This is a genomic window from Pseudalkalibacillus sp. A8 (assembly GCF_045920555.1).
GTDB lineage: Bacteria > Bacillota > Bacilli > Bacillales > Fictibacillaceae > Pseudalkalibacillus.
This window is the reverse complement of sequence record NZ_CP174509.1, coordinates 2701128-2718257: the sequence shown is the minus strand read 5'-3', so window position 1 is coordinate 2718257 and position 17130 is coordinate 2701128. Positions and strand designations below refer to the sequence as shown.

General features: G+C 39.9%; 15 protein-coding genes and 1 pseudogene. 1 reads left to right on the top strand and 15 read right to left on the bottom strand.

The features are described 5' to 3' along the window. Nucleotides 1-40 precede the first annotated feature (40 nt). From ACJROX_RS14025 to ACJROX_RS13965, 13 genes and pseudogenes are all read right to left on the bottom strand, one after another. On the bottom strand, nt 41-1417 hold the full coding sequence (locus tag ACJROX_RS14025; protein ID WP_408011319.1) for a solute carrier family 23 protein: 1377 nt from the start codon (nt 1415-1417) through the stop codon (nt 41-43). An 89-nt stretch (nt 1418-1506) separates the two neighbouring features. After that, on the bottom strand, nt 1507-2298 hold the full coding sequence (locus ACJROX_RS14020) for a 2-keto-4-pentenoate hydratase (protein WP_408011318.1): 792 nt from the start codon (nt 2296-2298) through the stop codon (nt 1507-1509). A 20-nt stretch (nt 2299-2318) separates the two neighbouring features. Then, the gene (locus ACJROX_RS14015) at nt 2319-3170 is read right to left on the bottom strand and encodes an alpha/beta fold hydrolase (protein ID WP_408011317.1); all 852 of its coding nucleotides are present in this window, start codon (nt 3168-3170) and stop codon (nt 2319-2321) included. A gap of 19 nt (nt 3171-3189) precedes the next feature. Beyond that, entirely contained in the window at nt 3190-4143 is a 954-nt protein-coding gene (gene hpaD, locus ACJROX_RS14010; RefSeq protein WP_408011316.1) for a 3,4-dihydroxyphenylacetate 2,3-dioxygenase, read from the bottom strand. A gap of 28 nt (nt 4144-4171) precedes the next feature. Beyond that, complete coding sequence (locus tag ACJROX_RS14005; protein WP_408011315.1) at nt 4172-4990, bottom strand: adenylyltransferase/cytidyltransferase family protein; 819 nt, start codon at nt 4988-4990, stop codon at nt 4172-4174. Nucleotides 4991-5006: 16 nt separating this feature from the next. Continuing rightward, nucleotides 5007-5489 carry a flavin reductase family protein gene (locus ACJROX_RS14000; protein WP_408011314.1) on the bottom strand — a complete coding sequence of 161 codons (483 nt, stop codon included), beginning with the start codon at nt 5487-5489 and terminating at the stop codon, nt 5007-5009. A gap of 30 nt (nt 5490-5519) precedes the next feature. After that, the gene (locus ACJROX_RS13995) at nt 5520-6704 is read right to left on the bottom strand and encodes an acyl-CoA dehydrogenase (RefSeq protein WP_408011313.1); all 1185 of its coding nucleotides are present in this window, start codon (nt 6702-6704) and stop codon (nt 5520-5522) included. A gap of 217 nt (nt 6705-6921) precedes the next feature. Continuing rightward, on the bottom strand, nt 6922-8781 hold the full coding sequence (locus ACJROX_RS13990; RefSeq protein ID WP_408011312.1) for a XylR N-terminal domain-containing protein: 1860 nt from the start codon (nt 8779-8781) through the stop codon (nt 6922-6924). Nucleotides 8782-8896: 115 nt separating this feature from the next. Beyond that, on the bottom strand, nt 8897-9919 hold the full coding sequence (gene dmpG / locus ACJROX_RS13985; RefSeq protein ID WP_408011311.1) for a 4-hydroxy-2-oxovalerate aldolase: 1023 nt from the start codon (nt 9917-9919) through the stop codon (nt 8897-8899). Further along, entirely contained in the window at nt 9916-10818 is a 903-nt protein-coding gene (locus ACJROX_RS13980; RefSeq protein WP_408011310.1) for an acetaldehyde dehydrogenase (acetylating), read from the bottom strand. Before ACJROX_RS13980 ends, dmpG begins: the two co-directional genes overlap by 4 nt. A 2-nt stretch (nt 10819-10820) precedes the next feature. Continuing rightward, the gene (locus ACJROX_RS13975) at nt 10821-11480 is read right to left on the bottom strand and encodes a GntR family transcriptional regulator (RefSeq protein WP_408011309.1); all 660 of its coding nucleotides are present in this window, start codon (nt 11478-11480) and stop codon (nt 10821-10823) included. Between the two features lie 1020 nt (nt 11481-12500). Then, nucleotides 12501-13079: pseudogene (locus ACJROX_RS13970) on the bottom strand (DUF4272 domain-containing protein). A 170-nt stretch (nt 13080-13249) separates the two neighbouring features. Further along, a complete protein-coding gene (locus ACJROX_RS13965) occupies nt 13250-14023 on the bottom strand; it encodes a TerC family protein (protein ID WP_408011308.1) in 774 nt (257 codons plus the stop codon). A 306-nt stretch (nt 14024-14329) separates the two neighbouring features. On the opposite strand from ACJROX_RS13965, the gene ACJROX_RS13960 reads away from it, so the two are divergent. Beyond that, nucleotides 14330-14479, top strand: a complete 150-nt coding sequence (locus ACJROX_RS13960; RefSeq protein WP_408011307.1) for an IS3 family transposase — start codon at nt 14330-14332, stop codon at nt 14477-14479. A gap of 441 nt (nt 14480-14920) precedes the next feature. Here ACJROX_RS13960 and ACJROX_RS13955 read toward each other — a convergent pair whose 3' ends face one another. Beyond that, nucleotides 14921-15004 carry a putative holin-like toxin gene (locus tag ACJROX_RS13955; protein ID WP_408011664.1) on the bottom strand — a complete coding sequence of 28 codons (84 nt, stop codon included), beginning with the start codon at nt 15002-15004 and terminating at the stop codon, nt 14921-14923. Nucleotides 15005-15707: 703 nt separating this feature from the next. Next, nucleotides 15708-16835: an IS110 family transposase gene (locus ACJROX_RS13950; RefSeq protein WP_408006341.1), complete on the bottom strand. Its 1128-nt coding sequence runs from the start codon at nt 16833-16835 to the stop codon at nt 15708-15710. Nucleotides 16836-17130: the final 295 nt, after the last annotated feature.

The following is a 17130-nucleotide window of genomic DNA, read 5'->3' as shown; positions in this document are numbered from 1 at the left end:
CTTTCTGTTATTTTTATCCTTAAAAGGTAAGGCTCTATGGTTAGCTTACATTCTCTCGATCTTCTTCCTCTTCCCTTTCCACGAATTTTTCCTTTTTAAGGCTTTTTCGTTGAATAGTAAAATACAAAACAATACCAGTAATCAAAGCGGGAGCTGCACCATAAACCGCAAGTACGATTGCCATGACTCCGGCAACCCCCATTTCGGCTTCTGTCTTGATTTGCTGCATCCCGATTGTGATACATAGGTATCCAGTCAAAATCAAGGTGATAGATAAGGCAAGCGGCAGAAATGGACGGAAGAACGTGACTAAGGGCAGTATAAATATGCCAACAGAGAATGCGATCAGCATGGTATTCGTACCGGAATAGATAGAATCCATCGCTTTGCGGCCGAATGTATACCTTTCTGCAACCGAGGCTGTTCCAGCAGTAAAAATAGGTCCTGCCATTCCAGGATGGGGCGCGAAGAGTCCATTCAATAGATTTCTCAAAAACGTCAATGTATGCACGTGGCTTAAGCTATACTTAATTTTTTCATCTTTTCTCGATTCATTGGCTCGTTGGACAATCTTGTCCCCGACTACGATATCGCCATATGCTATAACATAAGCTAATATTGCTGTAGGTACTGCTGTTATGAACATTTCAATACCCGGAAAACCGATAACAAAGGGACTTATTTCCCATACCGCTTCAAAAGACGGCTTAGTAATTCCCCATTCGATTTGCGGGGCTGGATATTCCCCAATGGACCACCCGACAATTATAGCAATTATGATAGAGGGCATGATGCCATAACTTGCTATAAACTGGATGATTCTGCTTTTCTGGCTTATTTTTTTAAAATACATCGAAAACATAGTAAACAAGCATAAGATTCCACCCACGATAATAGCAACGGGACTTTCTGACAGTCGTCCTCCTGGTTCGATTTCAGTCATGATAGCAGCTATCCCAGCACCAATTAAAATCCCACCTTTTAGGGATGCAGGTAAATTCGTGACGATTCTTTCTCCTAAACCGGTAATTCCAAATATTAAGAAAATTAATGATAACACTAATTGTACAGCAATAACAGCCTGAATCGCTTCTGGACCTGGGTCATATCCTCCTAGAAAAACAAGGATAATCGGAATCAATGCTGTAATGAATCCCGCTACGAATGGAACACCGAAAGTCGATGGTATCAACATAAGAAATTGATTCAATATTGTAATAGTTAATGCAGCTTCATAAGAGATGCCCATGACATTAGTCATGATTTCAATCATGCTTAACCCTGCGGTGAATAAAACCATCCCCTGAATCAATTCGGGTGTTTCCAGCTTATAATGGAGAATAGGTAGCCTCATTTTATAAGATCCGACTGGCCAATATGGCTGCTCTTCACCTGTTTTCCGTTTGAAAATAGACAAAATTTAGCTCCTCCTTTTTAGTAACCGCTTACATTTTTATGTTTTTACCAAGCCTTCTAACTGTATTAAAAGGCCTGGCTTCATAGTTCCTATTTAACTTCTGATTCTAGATCACCTAGAGACGTAAACGAGGCAGTAATTTTATCCCCCTTTTCAACTTTAACTGCTGCCGATAGAGCTCCTGAAAGTATGACTTCTCCCGCTTTCAGTGTAACGCCATAGTCACTTAGCTTGTTTGCCAGCCAAGCAACACAAGCCGCAGGATCTCCGAGCACATCTGCACCGGTTCCTTCATTAACAAAATCACCATTTTTGAACAGCTGCATTCTTATATCTGTTAAATTAACTTCCTGCGGCTTAACTTTTTTTCCGCCGATTATAAACATTCCAGAAGAAGCATTATCGGCAATCGTATCAGGCAAAGTAATCTTCCAATCTTGGATTCTACTGTCTACGATCTCTAAAGATGGAACTACATATGCTGTAGCGTTCATCACAGCCTCGACAGTAACATCCGGACCTTTCAAATCACTTTCTAAAATGAATGCTATCTCGGCTTCTACTTTTGGTTGAAACAGATATAAAAGTGGAATTGGCTCTCCTTCATTCAATTGCATAGCATCCAATAGATGACCATAATCAGGCTGGTCTACACCGAGCAGGTCCTGCATAGCTTCTGACGTTAACCCAATTTTTTTCCCTACGACCTTTTGCCCTTCTTTCACTTTTTCTTCGATAAACTTCATCTGAATCTGATAGGCTTCTTCTATGGATAAGTCAGGAAAATTTGAAGTTAATGGTGCTATCGAGATTTTATTTTTGTAAGCCTGGAGCAGTTTTTCATAAGCGGATTCGACGGTTGCTGTATATTGTGTCTGCAATCCCTTCCCCCCTAATGTAATTATTTGACCGGCTGTTTCAAGAAATCGATCAGTACCTTATTGAATTCTTTGACTTGTTCCCACTGTGGCCAGTGTCCTGCATTTTCAATCACAGTCAATTCACTTCCAGGGATCATCTCCTGGATAGGCTTGGCTGCTTCCACTGTAGAAGTAGGATCGTGGTCTGTCCAAGCAAGCAGTGTTGGTGTCTGAATTTTATTGCACCAGGATGGAGCCCAGATATATTGGCTGCGAGCCTCTGGATCCTGAAGGTAGACGATATTATAGACAGCTTTCTGATATTCTGGCTGGGTATAGATTTTATATCGTATTTTAATAAGCTCGTCCGTTACCTGACTCTTATCATACATTAGCCATTCCAGGCGCTTTTTTACATTTTCATAGCTTGCTTCTACCACCGCTTTAACCGTGGAATCTCTCAAGCCAGCCATGATCTTCGGATCGTTGTTTACGTTACCCGGTGTATTCAATACCATGGACCATACGTACTCTGGATGTTCCGCAGCAAACCAGGCAGCAACCCAACCACCAAGGGATTCACCAGATAAGTACACTTTTGATAATCCAAGTGCATGGATCACATCAAGTAGGTGGTCACTGTAAGAATCTATACCGTATGGACGGTCCGGCTTATCTGTATATCCATGGCCCAGCATGTCGATACAAATCACACGAAAATGCTTGCTCAGCTCTTTCATATTACGTCCGTATGCTTCAATGTGCCCTCCAGTGCCATGGAGCAGAATTAGGGGATCACCTTCTCCGGCTTCAAGTACTCTGGTTTTAACTCCGTTTGCATCTAAATAATAGAGTTTAAATTCAATATCTTGTATTTCTGTCCAAATTGACATGATGATTCCTCCCTAGAGTTTAATTTTTCACAGGTTGTTTAAGCCAATGTTTGTTCACTGGAGTAGTTTCAAAGAAACTGTCTGGTACGGATGGTCCCCACCATAGTCTGCCTTTCGAATCATATTCTTCCTTCGTCCAGCCAATTGGCGGCAAGTCGGTATCACGGTTATAATCTCCTGAATAGATTTCCACCCTGTGACCATCCGGGTCACGGACATACAAAAAGAATGCGTTGCTGACCCCATGTCTTCCTGGCCCATATTCAACTGAATCACGGTAGCCGGCATCTGCTAACAGATCCGCAGTTCTTACTACTCCTGGAATACCATCGACAATGTATGCGATGTGATGCAAAGATGTTTCTTTATGTTTCACCAATGCTACGTCATGTGTGGTGGTTTTCACTCGTGTCCAAGCTGCAAATTTTTCATTACCATCCTGGACATATTCAGAAATACTAAAGCCGATTTCCTGCCAGTATTCCAACGCTTTATCCACATCAGGTACACGTAGGTTCATGTGGTCGATCCGTACTGGAGGAATACCACGTTGCAGATGGGTGTTTCGCATTGGAAGCGCATCGACTCCTACTCCCCCACGTCCTATCTCGATTTGTTCTATAGAGTGATAGAACTCCACCGGGTGACCATTCGGCTCAGCAACCTTGAGGACAGGACCTTTTCCTGGGTGGACACTTTCTGTAAATTCTGTCTGAATTCCAATCTCTTCATGCTTCTTTTGCAAAATTTCTAAATATTCCGGGCTCGAGACACGTAAACCGAAACTTCCTAATGCTGCCTCTTCCTTTTCAGTCAAGACCAGCGTATACTTATCGAATTCATCGACTGCTCTCAAGTAAAGGCTGTCCTTCGTGCGTTCAACTTCTATGAAGCCAAGCACATCAACGTAAAATTCTTTAGACTTTTCAAGATCCTTTACAAAAAGTTCAATCTGACCAAGCCTTAAAATCATATGTCTTCATTCCTTTTCTTCGATTATTTTAAACTGTCACTACTCTTGATTCTGTTACTCTGTTATGCCATTCAACAATCACATTTCCTGTTGGCATAAGCAGGTTCTTTTCGCTGCAACGGAGAATTTTATGATTTCCTTCACGTACTATTTGAACGCTCGTGTGATATACTCGCTCCTCATCTTTCAAGGTAACGTAATAAGTACCTTCATCCGGGACAATATAGTAAGCATCCGGTTTTAATACCGTACCATCCCAGGAACAATAAGTTTTATAGTTCCGTTTTAAGAAGTAGGGTACTTCTTCTAAATGACCGGCTAAAATTCTTCTGCGGAGACCTGTGGAACCGATTTTTTCTCCCCGGTGGACGACTTTATCCACTTTAGTGATATCAATCCGATCTGCTACGTAGTCTTTCATTTTATCCATATTGCCTGCCCCTTTGCATCCATATGTGAAGTCGAATCCGGCAACCACATGTTGGACACCCAGGTTAATTAAATACTCCTCGATGAATGCTTCAGGAGATAAACTTGCAAAATTTTTCGTGAATTCTACGATGTAAAAGTTTTCTACGCCCATTTCACGAAGTATTTTTACTTTTTTATTTAGCGGCATCAGATAAGGGAAATCATCATCCCCTTTACCTAGAACCGCCTTCGGATGCGGAAAAAAACTCATCACTGCTAAAGAAAGCTCCTTTTTGTCAGCTATCTTTTTAGCCGTTTCGATTACTTTACAATGCCCACGGTGCAGGCCATCGAAGTTTCCTAATGCGACAACCAGCTGTTCAGAAGACTGCTGCCAGTACGATAAATTATCTTTTCTCACATGTATAGTCTTCATAATGGTCTCCTTGTATCTACTTATAGACTACCTGCTCTTCCTTTGCCAGACTGCAATAACGGCCACCGTAAAATACGAGCGGATCTCCTTCTTCCAAGCAAAGATCAGTGACATCACCTACAAACAACGTATGGTCTCCTTCCACATATTCTGAGGATACATCACAGGTTACTTGTGCCAATGCGTTTGGGATGACTGGCTTGCCATCCAGGTAATCAAAATCAACCTTGCGAGGTTCCTTTATTTGTCCGGCAAAAATCATCGATAACTCCTGCTGGTCAGCTGACAGTATGTTAACAGAAAACTTTCCACTCTCTTTGATTTTGGAAAGGATTTTTGCGTTTTCTCCTACCGAGATAATCACTTTCATCGGGTCGAGGGAAAGGGACATGAAAGCATTGGCTGTCATCCCGTATTCCTGTCCATCCAATTCTGTTACAATAACTGTCACCCCTGTAGTAAAATTCCCCATTGCTGTACGAAATTGGCGACTATCCATTTTCATCATCCCTTCATAAAAATATAATCGTTATCCTCGTACTCCACTATCAAATCCAAACAATTCTTTACCATAAGCCGCTACTGAATCTTCATAAAGTGACGTTTTATGTGTAGCAACTGCAAGTATATCCCTAAAGAACAATTCAATTGGCCCACCTTTATATAAAGCCCCGCCGCCTAACGTAAGCAGGACACGCAAAGCAATTTCGCTTGTTGTCTTGACGATTTTTGTACGTAGGGCAAAAAACTCTCCCATTGGAGTGGTACACCCATCTTTTTCGTAGTTTTCCAACAGTTCAATATACCTTTCCATCAGTGCTTCAGCTGCTTTAAATTCGGTAGTGATCTCCGCAATCACCCTTTGGCTCCTTGGTGACTTACTTTCGGTGACGCCATCCATCAGTCTCACTCGTTTCTCCGTCATTTTCTTGAATTCTTTGATCACTCTTTCGGCACCACCAAGGGCAATGACAGGGAAACCGAAGTAAAATGCCGGGAACATCGGTACATGATAAAGCGGATAATCTTTATCGTAATTTTTTTCATGTGGCCGTCGAGTCTTTCCTGCAATCTCCGGTCTGAAAATTCTTTCCATCGGCACGTAGACATCATCTGCGATTACCTGGTTGCTTCCGCTTCCACGCAGTCCGAAAGTATCCCAGTTCTCTACAATCTCTACTTCTGAGGTTTTTAAAACCGGTAAGCACACTTCCGGACCGTCACCATCAGGCATTTCGATTTTCACCCCGACTCCGACCCAGTCGCTGTGCAGAACTCCGCTGACGAAATTCCATTTTCCACTGATCCGATATCCATCGCCATCTTTTTTAGCAGTACCTACAGCTGCAAAAATGTCAGCGATCAAACCACCCTGCTTGATGATTTCCTCCTGGCCTGCTTTTGGCAGATAAGCAGGAAGCATATTATGCAATGGGTAAAGGTAGGCCAGCCATGCCGCTGAAATATTGTGATTTGCAATTTTTCGGATGACCTTTGAAAATGTTTTGATCCCTACTTGAGGACCACCATATTCTTTCGGCAGCATCATTCTTGTGATTTCTGTTTGTTTCATCAAGTTCACCACATCTTCTGATACGTTGGCTTCTATTTCAGCTTTTTGTGCTTGTTCTTCGGCTAATTCTCCAACTTGTTGTGCGCCTTCTAACAACTGTTCTTCTATAGTAAGTCTTTCTTTTACTGTTTGTAGACTCATGTCAACACTCCCTTTTGTTAGAAAATTCATATTTGATTGCGCTTTCATATTCAACTATTTACAACGTGTATCTATAACTTAATAAATCTCCGTAATTTCTTCTAGAACACACAATGTTCATACTTTTTAAAACTTTAGACAAAATTTGTTCGTTCCAATAAAAAAACCAGCCTCCAGCAATATGCCAGAGGCCAGTTTCACCATACCCTATAATTATTTAACTCATGTCTAATTCTTTTAATACAATTAAGGCATTCAATAACAAAAGTAACTGATTCGCTTCTTCAGGATCTCTTAAATCTTTTTCTAATATTTCCTCTATCTTCTGAATTCGATGCCGCAGCCCGCTCATCGACAAAGCCAAGTCTTGCTTAGTCTTATTCAAGTTTCCACCATTGGTGAGAAAATGGTATAAGGTTTTAAAAAGGTCCATCATCCTTTCATCTTCTGTATCAAACAAGGCTTTTAATTCTTCTCTGGCCACCATATTAATTCCAGTTATATTGTCGGAGTTGATTAGCATTCCTATAATACCGAGAGATTTGAACAACACGATTTTTTTGCGAATGGCCAGACGTAGCGCTATTCTTGCTTCTTCATAACGTTTGTTGACATTCTCGATATGTTTTCCTTCACCACTGACACCTATTTTTAAGTTATGCCCCTTATACAATCCATTCATATGTTTTTTAAATTGCGTTATCAGACGCTGGGTGTCACCAGAGTGGAATAGGAGTAAAGTCAATTGGTCGTTTCTATGCCCGGCAAGTACCTTAATATTTTTACGATGAAAAAACCTGTTAGCCAATTCCAAAATCGTTTCCCGAAAGTTGAATTCTTCTTCTATGGAATCCTGGCGATTATTATAATCCATAATGACCACGTAAAAGGATTGGTTCAGGTCAAGTCCGATATACTTCCCCTTTAAAATTAATTCTGATGGTGACAGTTTTTCTTCCAAAATTTGTTCGAGAAAATTACCTTTCATACGCTCAAAAGTTTCATAAGCAGATTGTGCATTTAACAGAATGAGTGCTGCAGCGTTTGATAAATGATCGAGGAACAAATATTCTTCCTTATGATTTCCTTCGCTATTCTCATCGAGTATGAAAGAACAGTAGCCCAAAACCTTTTTCTGAACAAATATTGGCACGACAAGCCGATCATGCTTACTCATACGAATCGTCTTTTTCCGGAAAGGCAAAACATATTTATCATTCTTTTTAACCAAAAAATCAGGCATATTCTTTTTCGTGTCCTCTTGAATTTCCTGAATTTCCTCTTCCGTAAGGCCGGTATGAAACATTGTTTGAAACTGTGTATCCTCTATGATTACAGGTAGTTTCATCATTTCATAAGTACTATCGACCAACGTTTGAAGCCCGCTACCATTGACAACTTCTTCTGTAAGCCGCTTCTGGAAATCAGCAAGCGTCGTAACAAAACGTGCTTGCTCCAGAAGATTGTCATACGTATACTCAAGCTCCTTCACAATTGGAGTCTGATTCATGATATGGACTGCATCCTTGCAATTGTCTTCTTCCCAATCTTCCTGAGGCATAATCATCCAGCTGCACTCTTCGTCACCAGCTCCGACACATGTCAATTCCCTTGCTAATAGCGGCTTATCAAAAACAGTAGACATGAAGCCGCTGGAATAACCAGACAGTGTATAACAGACCGGGCTTTCCGAGATACCGAAGACCTTGATATGTTCTTCGGCCTCATAGGAATCGACCCATATTCCCTTCCCTACCAATGACTGGACGTCGCCTTTCTTGTCATATTCAATATTACATGTATGATTAATTCCCCTGATATGGCCACTTTCAATATGCATCAGGGGCCCTTTTTTGACCAGTTCCTCTTTAGAGATTTCAAGTTTCATAGATTTCTTCGCATCCCTCACACCCATTTCCCATCCGAACTGAAAAAGGAAACCGCTGATCCGCTCTATTCCAATATTTTTGACTAGTTGTTCCCGTAGGATTCCCAATGACGATGACGAAGTGACAATATTCCGTTCATCGACTGCTACAGACTGCTTTAAGCTCTTATCTGTTACCACAACGCTCATAGTCATCTCCCCCACTATTATGATTATAGTTAATCTTTGCATATAAATTATGTAAGCGCAACCATACATGAAAGATATTCAGGCAAGGAATAAACTTCCTTGCCTGAATGTTTTGCTATACCTTGACTTTTTTCTCTTTTGCCAAATCCTGGGCCACCCCGATGATCCAGTCTTCCTGGCCGCCGACAGCACCCATTTCACTAATTTTCGTAAGGATATCACGTGGATCTACTCCGTATTCTTTACCGGCTCTTTCCGCGAATAATAGAAAACTGGAATAGACACCGGTGTAGCCGAGCGTTAAGCTAAGCCGGTCGATCTGGACGGGGCGCTTCATTATCGGCTTCATTACATTCTCAGCTGCATCCATCGCTTTATATAAATCTACCGAATGAGGGATTCCCATTTTGTTCATCACAGCGACGAGTTGCTCGGTAGCCGTATTCCCTGCTCCGGCTCCCATACCAGCCAAGCTCGTATCAATTCGGCTCGCGCCTTCTTCCAAGGCAACGATAGAGTTGGCTACCCCTAATGACAGGTTATTGTGCCCATGAAATCCGATATCGGTGCCCAAGTTTTCTTTGAATAAGGAAATTCTTCTTCGAGTATCATCCATGGTCATGGCTCCGGCGGAATCTACAACATAGATTGTCCCCGCTCCATAAGACTCCATCTTTTTAGCCTCTTCCAGTAAGTCTTCCGGCGTCGAACGATGGGACATCATTAGAAAACCGACTGTGTCCATTCCTATCTCAACCGCTTTTTTGATATGTTGTTCAGAAACATCAGCTTCACTGCAATGCGTTGCTATCCGAACGACAGATGCTCCCCATTCTCTTGCACGTTTTAAATGGTCGATCGTCCCGATGCCAGGAAGCAAAAGCACACCGATTTTCGCTCGCTTGGCATTTTTCACGGCCGTAGTGATTATGTCTTCCTCAGTCTCTTTTGAAAAACCATACTGGATTGAACTTCCGCCTAAACCGTCTCCATGAGTGGCTTCAATAATATCTACACCCGAATCATCGATTAACTGTGTCAGTTCAGCAATTTGTTCTTTTGTATATTGATGAGAAATTGCATGCATCCCATCTCGTAATGTCACATCATTAAAAACTACTTTTGAATACTTGCTCATTTTGCAGTTTCCTCCTTCGCTAAATGATCCGCCATGACCTCTCCAGTTTTTACTGCTGCAGAGGTAATGATATCAAGGTTACCCGCATACTTAGGAAGAAAATCTCCGTTGCCTTCCACTTCGACCGCTACTGTTACGATATGTCCTTTGATGACCGGATCTGCCTTGAAACGGTAGCCTTTCACATAGCTCTGCACCGTCTGTAATATCGAATTCAATGAGGCCAAAATATCTTCCCGATAATACTCAGCAGGTTCTTTCGTATGGACATGGATAGTATTTCTCATAAGAATTGGCGGTTCTGCAGGATTCAATGTAATGATGGCCTTTGATTCATCTGCACCTCCTACCTCTCGTAAAGCTTTTGCTGTTGTTACTGTAAACTCATCAATATTCTGGCGTGTACCCGGTCCTGCGCTTTTACTGGAGATTGAAGCAACGATTTCCGCATAGTTCACTTTCACAACATCAGAAATCGCTTTCACAATAGGGATAGTTGCCTGACCGCCACATGTGACCATATTTACGTTATCCAATTCAGCAACCTCTTCTTCCTTCAGGTTTACTGAGGGAACTAAAAAAGGCCCTACTGCTGCCGGTGTTAGGTCAATTGCTTTCATACCCAACTCTTTTATAATCGGAGCATTATGAGCATGAGCTGTTGCAGAAGTAGCCTCAAAGACGATTTCCGCTAACCCGGGTTCCGCTATCAGACCATCGATGCCGTTATAGATCGGCTTTACGCCATGTTCCTTAGCTAGCGCCAAACCTTTTGAATTAGGATCAATACCGATCATTGTTGTTAGCTCAAGCTTATCGCTCCGCAGCAATTTATACATGAGATCAGTACCGATATTACCTGAGCCAATGATGGCACATTTAACATTCTGATTGTACATGTTCATCTCTCCCCCAAATTTAATCTCTTTCCTTCACAGCAATAATTGCAGGCTTCTTGCAAGTGCTTAGTCAGAATTTCCTTAGATTCTTCAACTTTTCCAGCTACAAGAGCCTCTACGATTTGTACATGTTCATCAATGATTTCCTGCTGCTTGGACTCTGTGACCTCACTCGTAATGTCAATTAACGTTTGGAAAATTTCTCGTAAAGATGTCCACAGCTGGATTAGCGTATGATTGTCCGTCATTTTCATTAGACAGCCATGAAAGGCTAGATCCGATTCAATGTCTCTACGCTGTTGTTCATATGACTTCTGCATTTGATCGATAAATAAATTAAGGTAATGCTTGTTCTTTTCTAAAACGGCTGGATCGATTTGTTTGATTGCGTGTGTTTCTAAAAGTATCCTGCTGTCGTACAAGTTTTTAATATCAATGATGTCAAACCGCTTCACAACTGCCCTGCCGTTTGAATGCTTTTCAATCAAATTTTCCGCTTCCAACTTGGCGATCGCCTCCCTTATAGGACCACGGCTGACCTCCAGTTGTTTGGAAAGCTTTGCTTCTACTAAATGATCTCCCCTCTGTAAATGGCCTAGAATAATCTGCTTACGTAAATAATCGAGTACTCCATTACTGATATTCTGCTTTTCAATCTTCAATAAAAGTTACCCCTTTTTAATTTTCTGAAAAGTTAACTGTTAACATTTCTTAAAAGTATAAAGAAATGAAAAGGGTAAGTCAACCCACATAGGATTTCTACCTATGTATTAACGGATACTTTTGATTTCAGTCTAAAATTTCGCAAATGGAACATTTGTTCTTATAATTAGGATAAAATATGTTTAACTGTTGAGGTGAAAAAATTGCAGTTTTCAAACTTTAAATGGGACTCGTTTTAGACTCCTTTCTTCTGACTTATCTAATCATCCTTCTTCCATTAAACTGCCCAGTTCATGAACAAGATTACAGTAGAAGATCAGCACATTGATCTTCGTATATTGCCCCCTTTTAGTTGAATTGTACTACCTGTATTTTTTCCTTTTCAAACTTGTCCTTTAAATAATCGGAAACTAAAACATGTGAACGATAATCAGCATTTCTAACTAAATCAAATGGTCTGTTTTATACACTATTTTCTCAAAATTAAGTATTGCATCAGTTCCTTTTATCGTTGTAAATTTTGATTCCTCCTTGTTTATTACCTGAACAGCATTAACAACATTTATTAAATAATAATTAGGGATTCTTTTTTCTCCAACAAAAACATTTGCATCGTAAACCTGTATATCTTTTGGACAAACACCCTTTATATATCTAAAACTTTTTTTGAATCGACTATTAATAAACTACTATTAGGTAGTACATCTAATAAATATTTTTCCGAGCATTCAAACACGATTTTAGGTGATATGACCTCCTCGCTAATCGCTATACCCTGTTTAAAACGAACCGATCTGTTCCAGATCCTTAATGTATTCACGAATTCTTTTGTTCGGGTATTTATCGGGAATTGACCAAATCCAAATCATAGAATCACCTTCAATTAACTATATACACTTAATAATCTCATGGGCGTATTTTTTAAACTATTCTCCTAGTAAAGAAAAAGGCGATCACCTTGTGCAGCAATCGCCCCCTTAGTGCTACAACTAAGGTTATGTACTCAAATCTATTTCATCCTATTCCGCTTCAAGGGTAACAATCCAGTCAAGTGCTTTTCGCCTTTCCATAATTGGGCCTTCATCAAAATCACTGTGTTTTATCCCCTTTAGCCTTGCATCCACTAAATGCCAATGAAGTCTATAATATAAATCAACTTGTTCATAAATTTCCTTTTCGTTTCGCATTAAGGTTTTGGCTTCTAATGTAGAAAAATCCTGCCTTTTTCTAACATCAGGAACCATTTGGATTAGGTTATCACCTACTGGTTCATTAACCTAAAAGGTATTGTTTATACCTAACACCCAAACTAAAACCCACAGGCTTTCAACATACCATTTTAACCTCAATATCTCTTTTGACGTTGTTTTCAGCTCACTTTTTTCTAAGATACCCTTTTCAAACTCTGTAACATAATGAGATAAGCCTCCCTGTTCTTTAATCCATTCTCTAATTACTGATGGTGTGGCTTGATGTGCAATATAAACCATACCAGCCATTATGGTTACTCTTTTAATAATTTCATCTCTATTTCGTACACCTTGGTAATCGATTATAGGTAAGTTTGAGTTAATTTTTGCTCCATATTTTTTAATTATTTCTTCAGTTTCTCTTTATTTGGTTAAAATTAAGTTCCATAAACTGCCCTTTAGCTTAATAACTTCAACAAAAAGAAGCGATAATCCTTCGTGGATTACCGCACCCTTTAGCCACCGATCAAGTAAAAATTAGCGCTTCACCACATAGATGATAATGGTTTTGTTACATTTTAGGATTTATCTTTTTGAAATGACTTTTTACCCGGTGCAAACCAACCGATTAGAGCAATACCAACTAATACTCCGTAGAAGATCAGAGTCCAAACGGTACTATGAGGAAAATGATCATCTAAGATACCAATATCCTCATGGGCAAGGGTAATTACAGCAAGTTTGACACCGACCCAGGCAACAATTGCATATGCTGTTGTTTCCAATGCTGGACGTTTTTCAAGAAGTTGCACAAACCAGGTTGCTGCAAACTTAATCAAGACAAGGCCAGCAATTCCTCCAAGAAGAACAACGATAAACTGACCTCCATCCATTCCACCGAAATCTTCTAATGGTGAATCTGGAAGACCAAGGGCAAGAGCAACGGCAGCTAGAATCGAATCAATTGCAAAAGCGAGGTCGGCTAATGCAATTTTCCCTACTGTGGGCCAGAAACCTTTACCAGCGGATTCCTTTTCATCGTCCTTATGAATATTCTCATTTTCTTTCCCGAACTGTGCTTGAATGACATGCTTTAATCCTAGGTAAAGAAGATAAGCTGCTCCTATCGCCTGTATCTGCCAGACGTTTGCAATAAAAGAAATTGCAAAAAGTGCAGCAAATCGGAAAGCAAAGGCCATAATAATTCCGTAATTTATAGCTCTTTTTTTCTGTTCTTCGGGTAAATGCTTAGCTATAACCGCTAGTACAAGGGCATTGTCAGCAGATAATAATCCTTCTAATCCAATTAGAATTAACAATGTCCAAGCATATTCTAGCCATAGTGAATCCATCCACTTCTCTCCTATCTATAACTAAAATGTCATGTAAAAGTTTCGCTAACATTAGATTTTCCCATTAAGCAATAGGCAATCCTAGAGAAATATGGTTAAAATTATGTAGTCAGCTACTTCTCGGTACCCTATTTTTTTTAATTTCAACAAAAAAACAGAAACCCAGGTTTAGATTGCACCTCTTAACCTTCTTAATTAACCTGCTAGATAGTTTAAGTATAATCCTTCACAATCTCATCTTTATTCAAAATAAATATCCAATTTTCTTTAAAGATTTTGTTCAAATTATATCCCCAATTTTTGAATATGGGGGTTGAGCAGTATAAATACAATCACAAACGAATTAAGGCGAAATTAAAAGACCTGAGTCCGGTTAAATTCCGAATTCAGGCCCACGATGCAGCTTATTATTTTTGTTTAACTTTTTGGGTTCAGATCAATATCAAGGTCTTTTAGACTTTATCCGGTTGAACCTTCCATCTCGAACTTGATTAAAAAGTATTTTCAAATGCTTTTTAACTCATGTAAAAACGTTGATATATCAAGGCATTACCGAATCCTGTTTTCAAAACAATTTATCTTTTTTTAATCTAAGTCGGCACAAAATCGGCACGTTTATCTCTTAAAAGTCATACATTTGGATGTATATATATTAGATTTTTTATCAATTACTTCAGTCTTGCGGTAAATAAACTAATGAAAAAAGGTTTAATATAAACAATATTGTTTTCTTTTTTAGTTGTATCGGATATAATAAAGATAGTTCACATATATTAAAAAAGACCGTTAGTGCTGGTAACACCAGTCGGTCATGCAATAGCAGGTTCCCTCGAAGGGGGATCAGCAGGTATAACGGACACTAAAACCGCCAGAGCCAGCTAAAACTCAAGGGCGGTTTTAGTTTTTTTTATGAAATGATAGTAACGCTACCACGAAGGTTCCGAACGTAATCATGATCACGATCGATTCAAAGACTGTCATACAGCAACACCCCCTTCCGTTATAAGTTGGGGAGTGATGCTGACCACCCTTGAGAAATCCTATACTATTGCGATTTTATTATAGCATAGACAACCTTATAAATTTGTCGTTCGAAAGGACTAAACCTTTTCAAATGTATTATGTAGATAATTTTGTCTTCAGTATTTTTATATTATAAACGTTCATACAAGAAGAACTTAGAAGACTCAAACTCTTTTAACTTTCTACTTGGAAGAGATTTATTCCATTGATATGAACGAAACTGTCAACCCACCACACACAAATGTTTTAAATGGTGTTTTATTCAGCAATGAATAGAGTTATTCCTTGTTCAACTTACAAACCAAATTTCCTTTCGGATTTAGCTTGTCAAGTGCGCACTTTCCCTTGATAAGCTAAATCCGAAATGGATACAATCCTAAAAGTTGAATAAGGATAACCTTAAAAACTTGGCACGAAGGCAAAAACGCTGACGGTGGTATACAAACTGATATGCGTGGGTTGGGTACCACATTTCACTCCATCCGTCACGGAGCTGCCTCGGACTAAAGGCGCACGTTCAGTTCTTCGAACCTAGTGCATAATGGAACATGAGGGTTCTCCTTCCCGGAGATTTGCCTCCGAGCCAAATTTTCAATCTCAATTAACCAATAAAATTTAAGGACAAATAGTTACGACTTATATTGAATTACTTTTACTTTCCTTAGGCAACACTTGATTTACTTTCCTGTTTATTCTCTATAGCACAGCCGATAGCCCAGATAAAACCAAGCAATTCTCTAGCGACAGCAACAACAGCTACTTTTCCACCTTTTCCTTTAGCAGAGATGCGATGATATTTCATATGAAGACGGTGTTGAGCCTTCCAAGCAATACGTTTTGCCTCTGGATCTTGTCCTTCTTGACGTTTAAGCAATTCACCTTTAAGAGATGGTCGATGGCGATAAGACCAACAAACTTCTACTATGGAACGACGAATTTGGGAGTTTCCGGTTTTAGTAATTGAACCTTGCCAACGACTAGACCCACTCGAGTATTCTTTAGGGACGAGACCTGCATATGACATCAGTTGTCTTGGATTGGAAAAGCGAGAGAATTGTCCAATTTCAGCTACCAAAGTAACGGCAGTTACTTCTGCAACTCCTCTTAATGTTTGGAGTGCTTGAATGACGGGAGCATGTTCACTTTGAATCGCTTCTTCATGTATTTGAGCTTCTAGTCGTTTCATACGCTCCTCAACTTCATAAATGGCATGGAGATATTCTTGAAAAACAATACGTTGAGAAGCTCTTTCAAATGTTAATCGTTTCAACCATTCACGATGTTTTACGGACCAATTTCGAACTCCTTGCGGAGGACGTATTTCATGGCGAAGTAAAAAGTGCATAAGTCTCTGACGAGAACTTTGTAAATCCTCTCGGGCATCATGCCGAGCACGGATTAAATCTCTAAGTGCTTCATGATCTTCATCTGGTACCCATACAGAAGTAAGCTCTCCAGCACGAAGCAACTGAGCTAATCTAGTAGAATCTCTTTTATCTGTTTTCACACGATCACCCGAACGCTTTGGTATAAGAGAGGGTGCCACAACCATACATTCAATGTCCATAGATAGAAGTAATCGATAAATTCCATACCCAGTAGGTCCTGCCTCATAACAAACAAGTAGATTTTCATGATTTCCTAACTTTTTCATTAGTTTACGAATATCTTCTGGTTTATTTTGAATAGTTCCATGAAATCTAGGTTCACCACGACCAGAATCAGCAATCGCAACAGCAATAGTATCTTTAGATACGTCTAAACCAACAAATTTTTGTACATCCTTCATAATATCGGCTCCTTTTCGTGTGTAGCTCTACACTTGGTTATTTATTTAGGTAGTAACATTATGACCAAGTGCAACCTACGTTAAGCGATGGGAGCTGTTTCGTTCATTATGATTAAAGTCCCTTTTAGTTGAAGATTATATTTTTAAAATCTATTAGGGGTACCGCCGGCAAAACGCGAAAATCGTAACAAAACGTCCAAGTCGTAGATCGAATAGCCGTCAGCTAATGTTTCTGCCGTCCGGGCAAGCTTTGTTCTCGTCCTCCCAAGCAAGCACACATAGCACCTAGATTTCC

Coding starts and splice junctions, on each gene's coding strand:
- ACJROX_RS14005 (WP_408011315.1), bottom strand. CDS start 4,990: ATGAAGACTATACATGTGAGAAAAGATAATTTATCGTACTGGCAGCAG.
- ACJROX_RS13955 (WP_408011664.1), bottom strand. CDS start 15,004: ATGACAGTCTTTGAATCGATCGTGATCATGATTACGTTCGGAACCTTC.
- ACJROX_RS13980 (WP_408011310.1), bottom strand. CDS start 10,818: ATGTACAATCAGAATGTTAAATGTGCCATCATTGGCTCAGGTAATATC.
- ACJROX_RS13965 (WP_408011308.1), bottom strand. CDS start 14,023: ATGGATTCACTATGGCTAGAATATGCTTGGACATTGTTAATTCTAATT.
- hpaD (WP_408011316.1), bottom strand. CDS start 4,143: ATGATTTTAAGGCTTGGTCAGATTGAACTTTTTGTAAAGGATCTTGAA.
- ACJROX_RS13960 (WP_408011307.1), top strand. CDS start 14,330: ATGGGGGTTGAGCAGTATAAATACAATCACAAACGAATTAAGGCGAAA.
- ACJROX_RS13995 (WP_408011313.1), bottom strand. CDS start 6,704: ATGAGTCTACAAACAGTAAAAGAAAGACTTACTATAGAAGAACAGTTG.
- ACJROX_RS14000 (WP_408011314.1), bottom strand. CDS start 5,489: ATGGATAGTCGCCAATTTCGTACAGCAATGGGGAATTTTACTACAGGG.
- dmpG (WP_408011311.1), bottom strand. CDS start 9,919: ATGAGCAAGTATTCAAAAGTAGTTTTTAATGATGTGACATTACGAGAT.
- ACJROX_RS13950 (WP_408006341.1), bottom strand. CDS start 16,835: ATGAAGGATGTACAAAAATTTGTTGGTTTAGACGTATCTAAAGATACT.
- ACJROX_RS14015 (WP_408011317.1), bottom strand. CDS start 3,170: ATGTCAATTTGGACAGAAATACAAGATATTGAATTTAAACTCTATTAT.
- ACJROX_RS13990 (WP_408011312.1), bottom strand. CDS start 8,781: ATGAGCGTTGTGGTAACAGATAAGAGCTTAAAGCAGTCTGTAGCAGTC.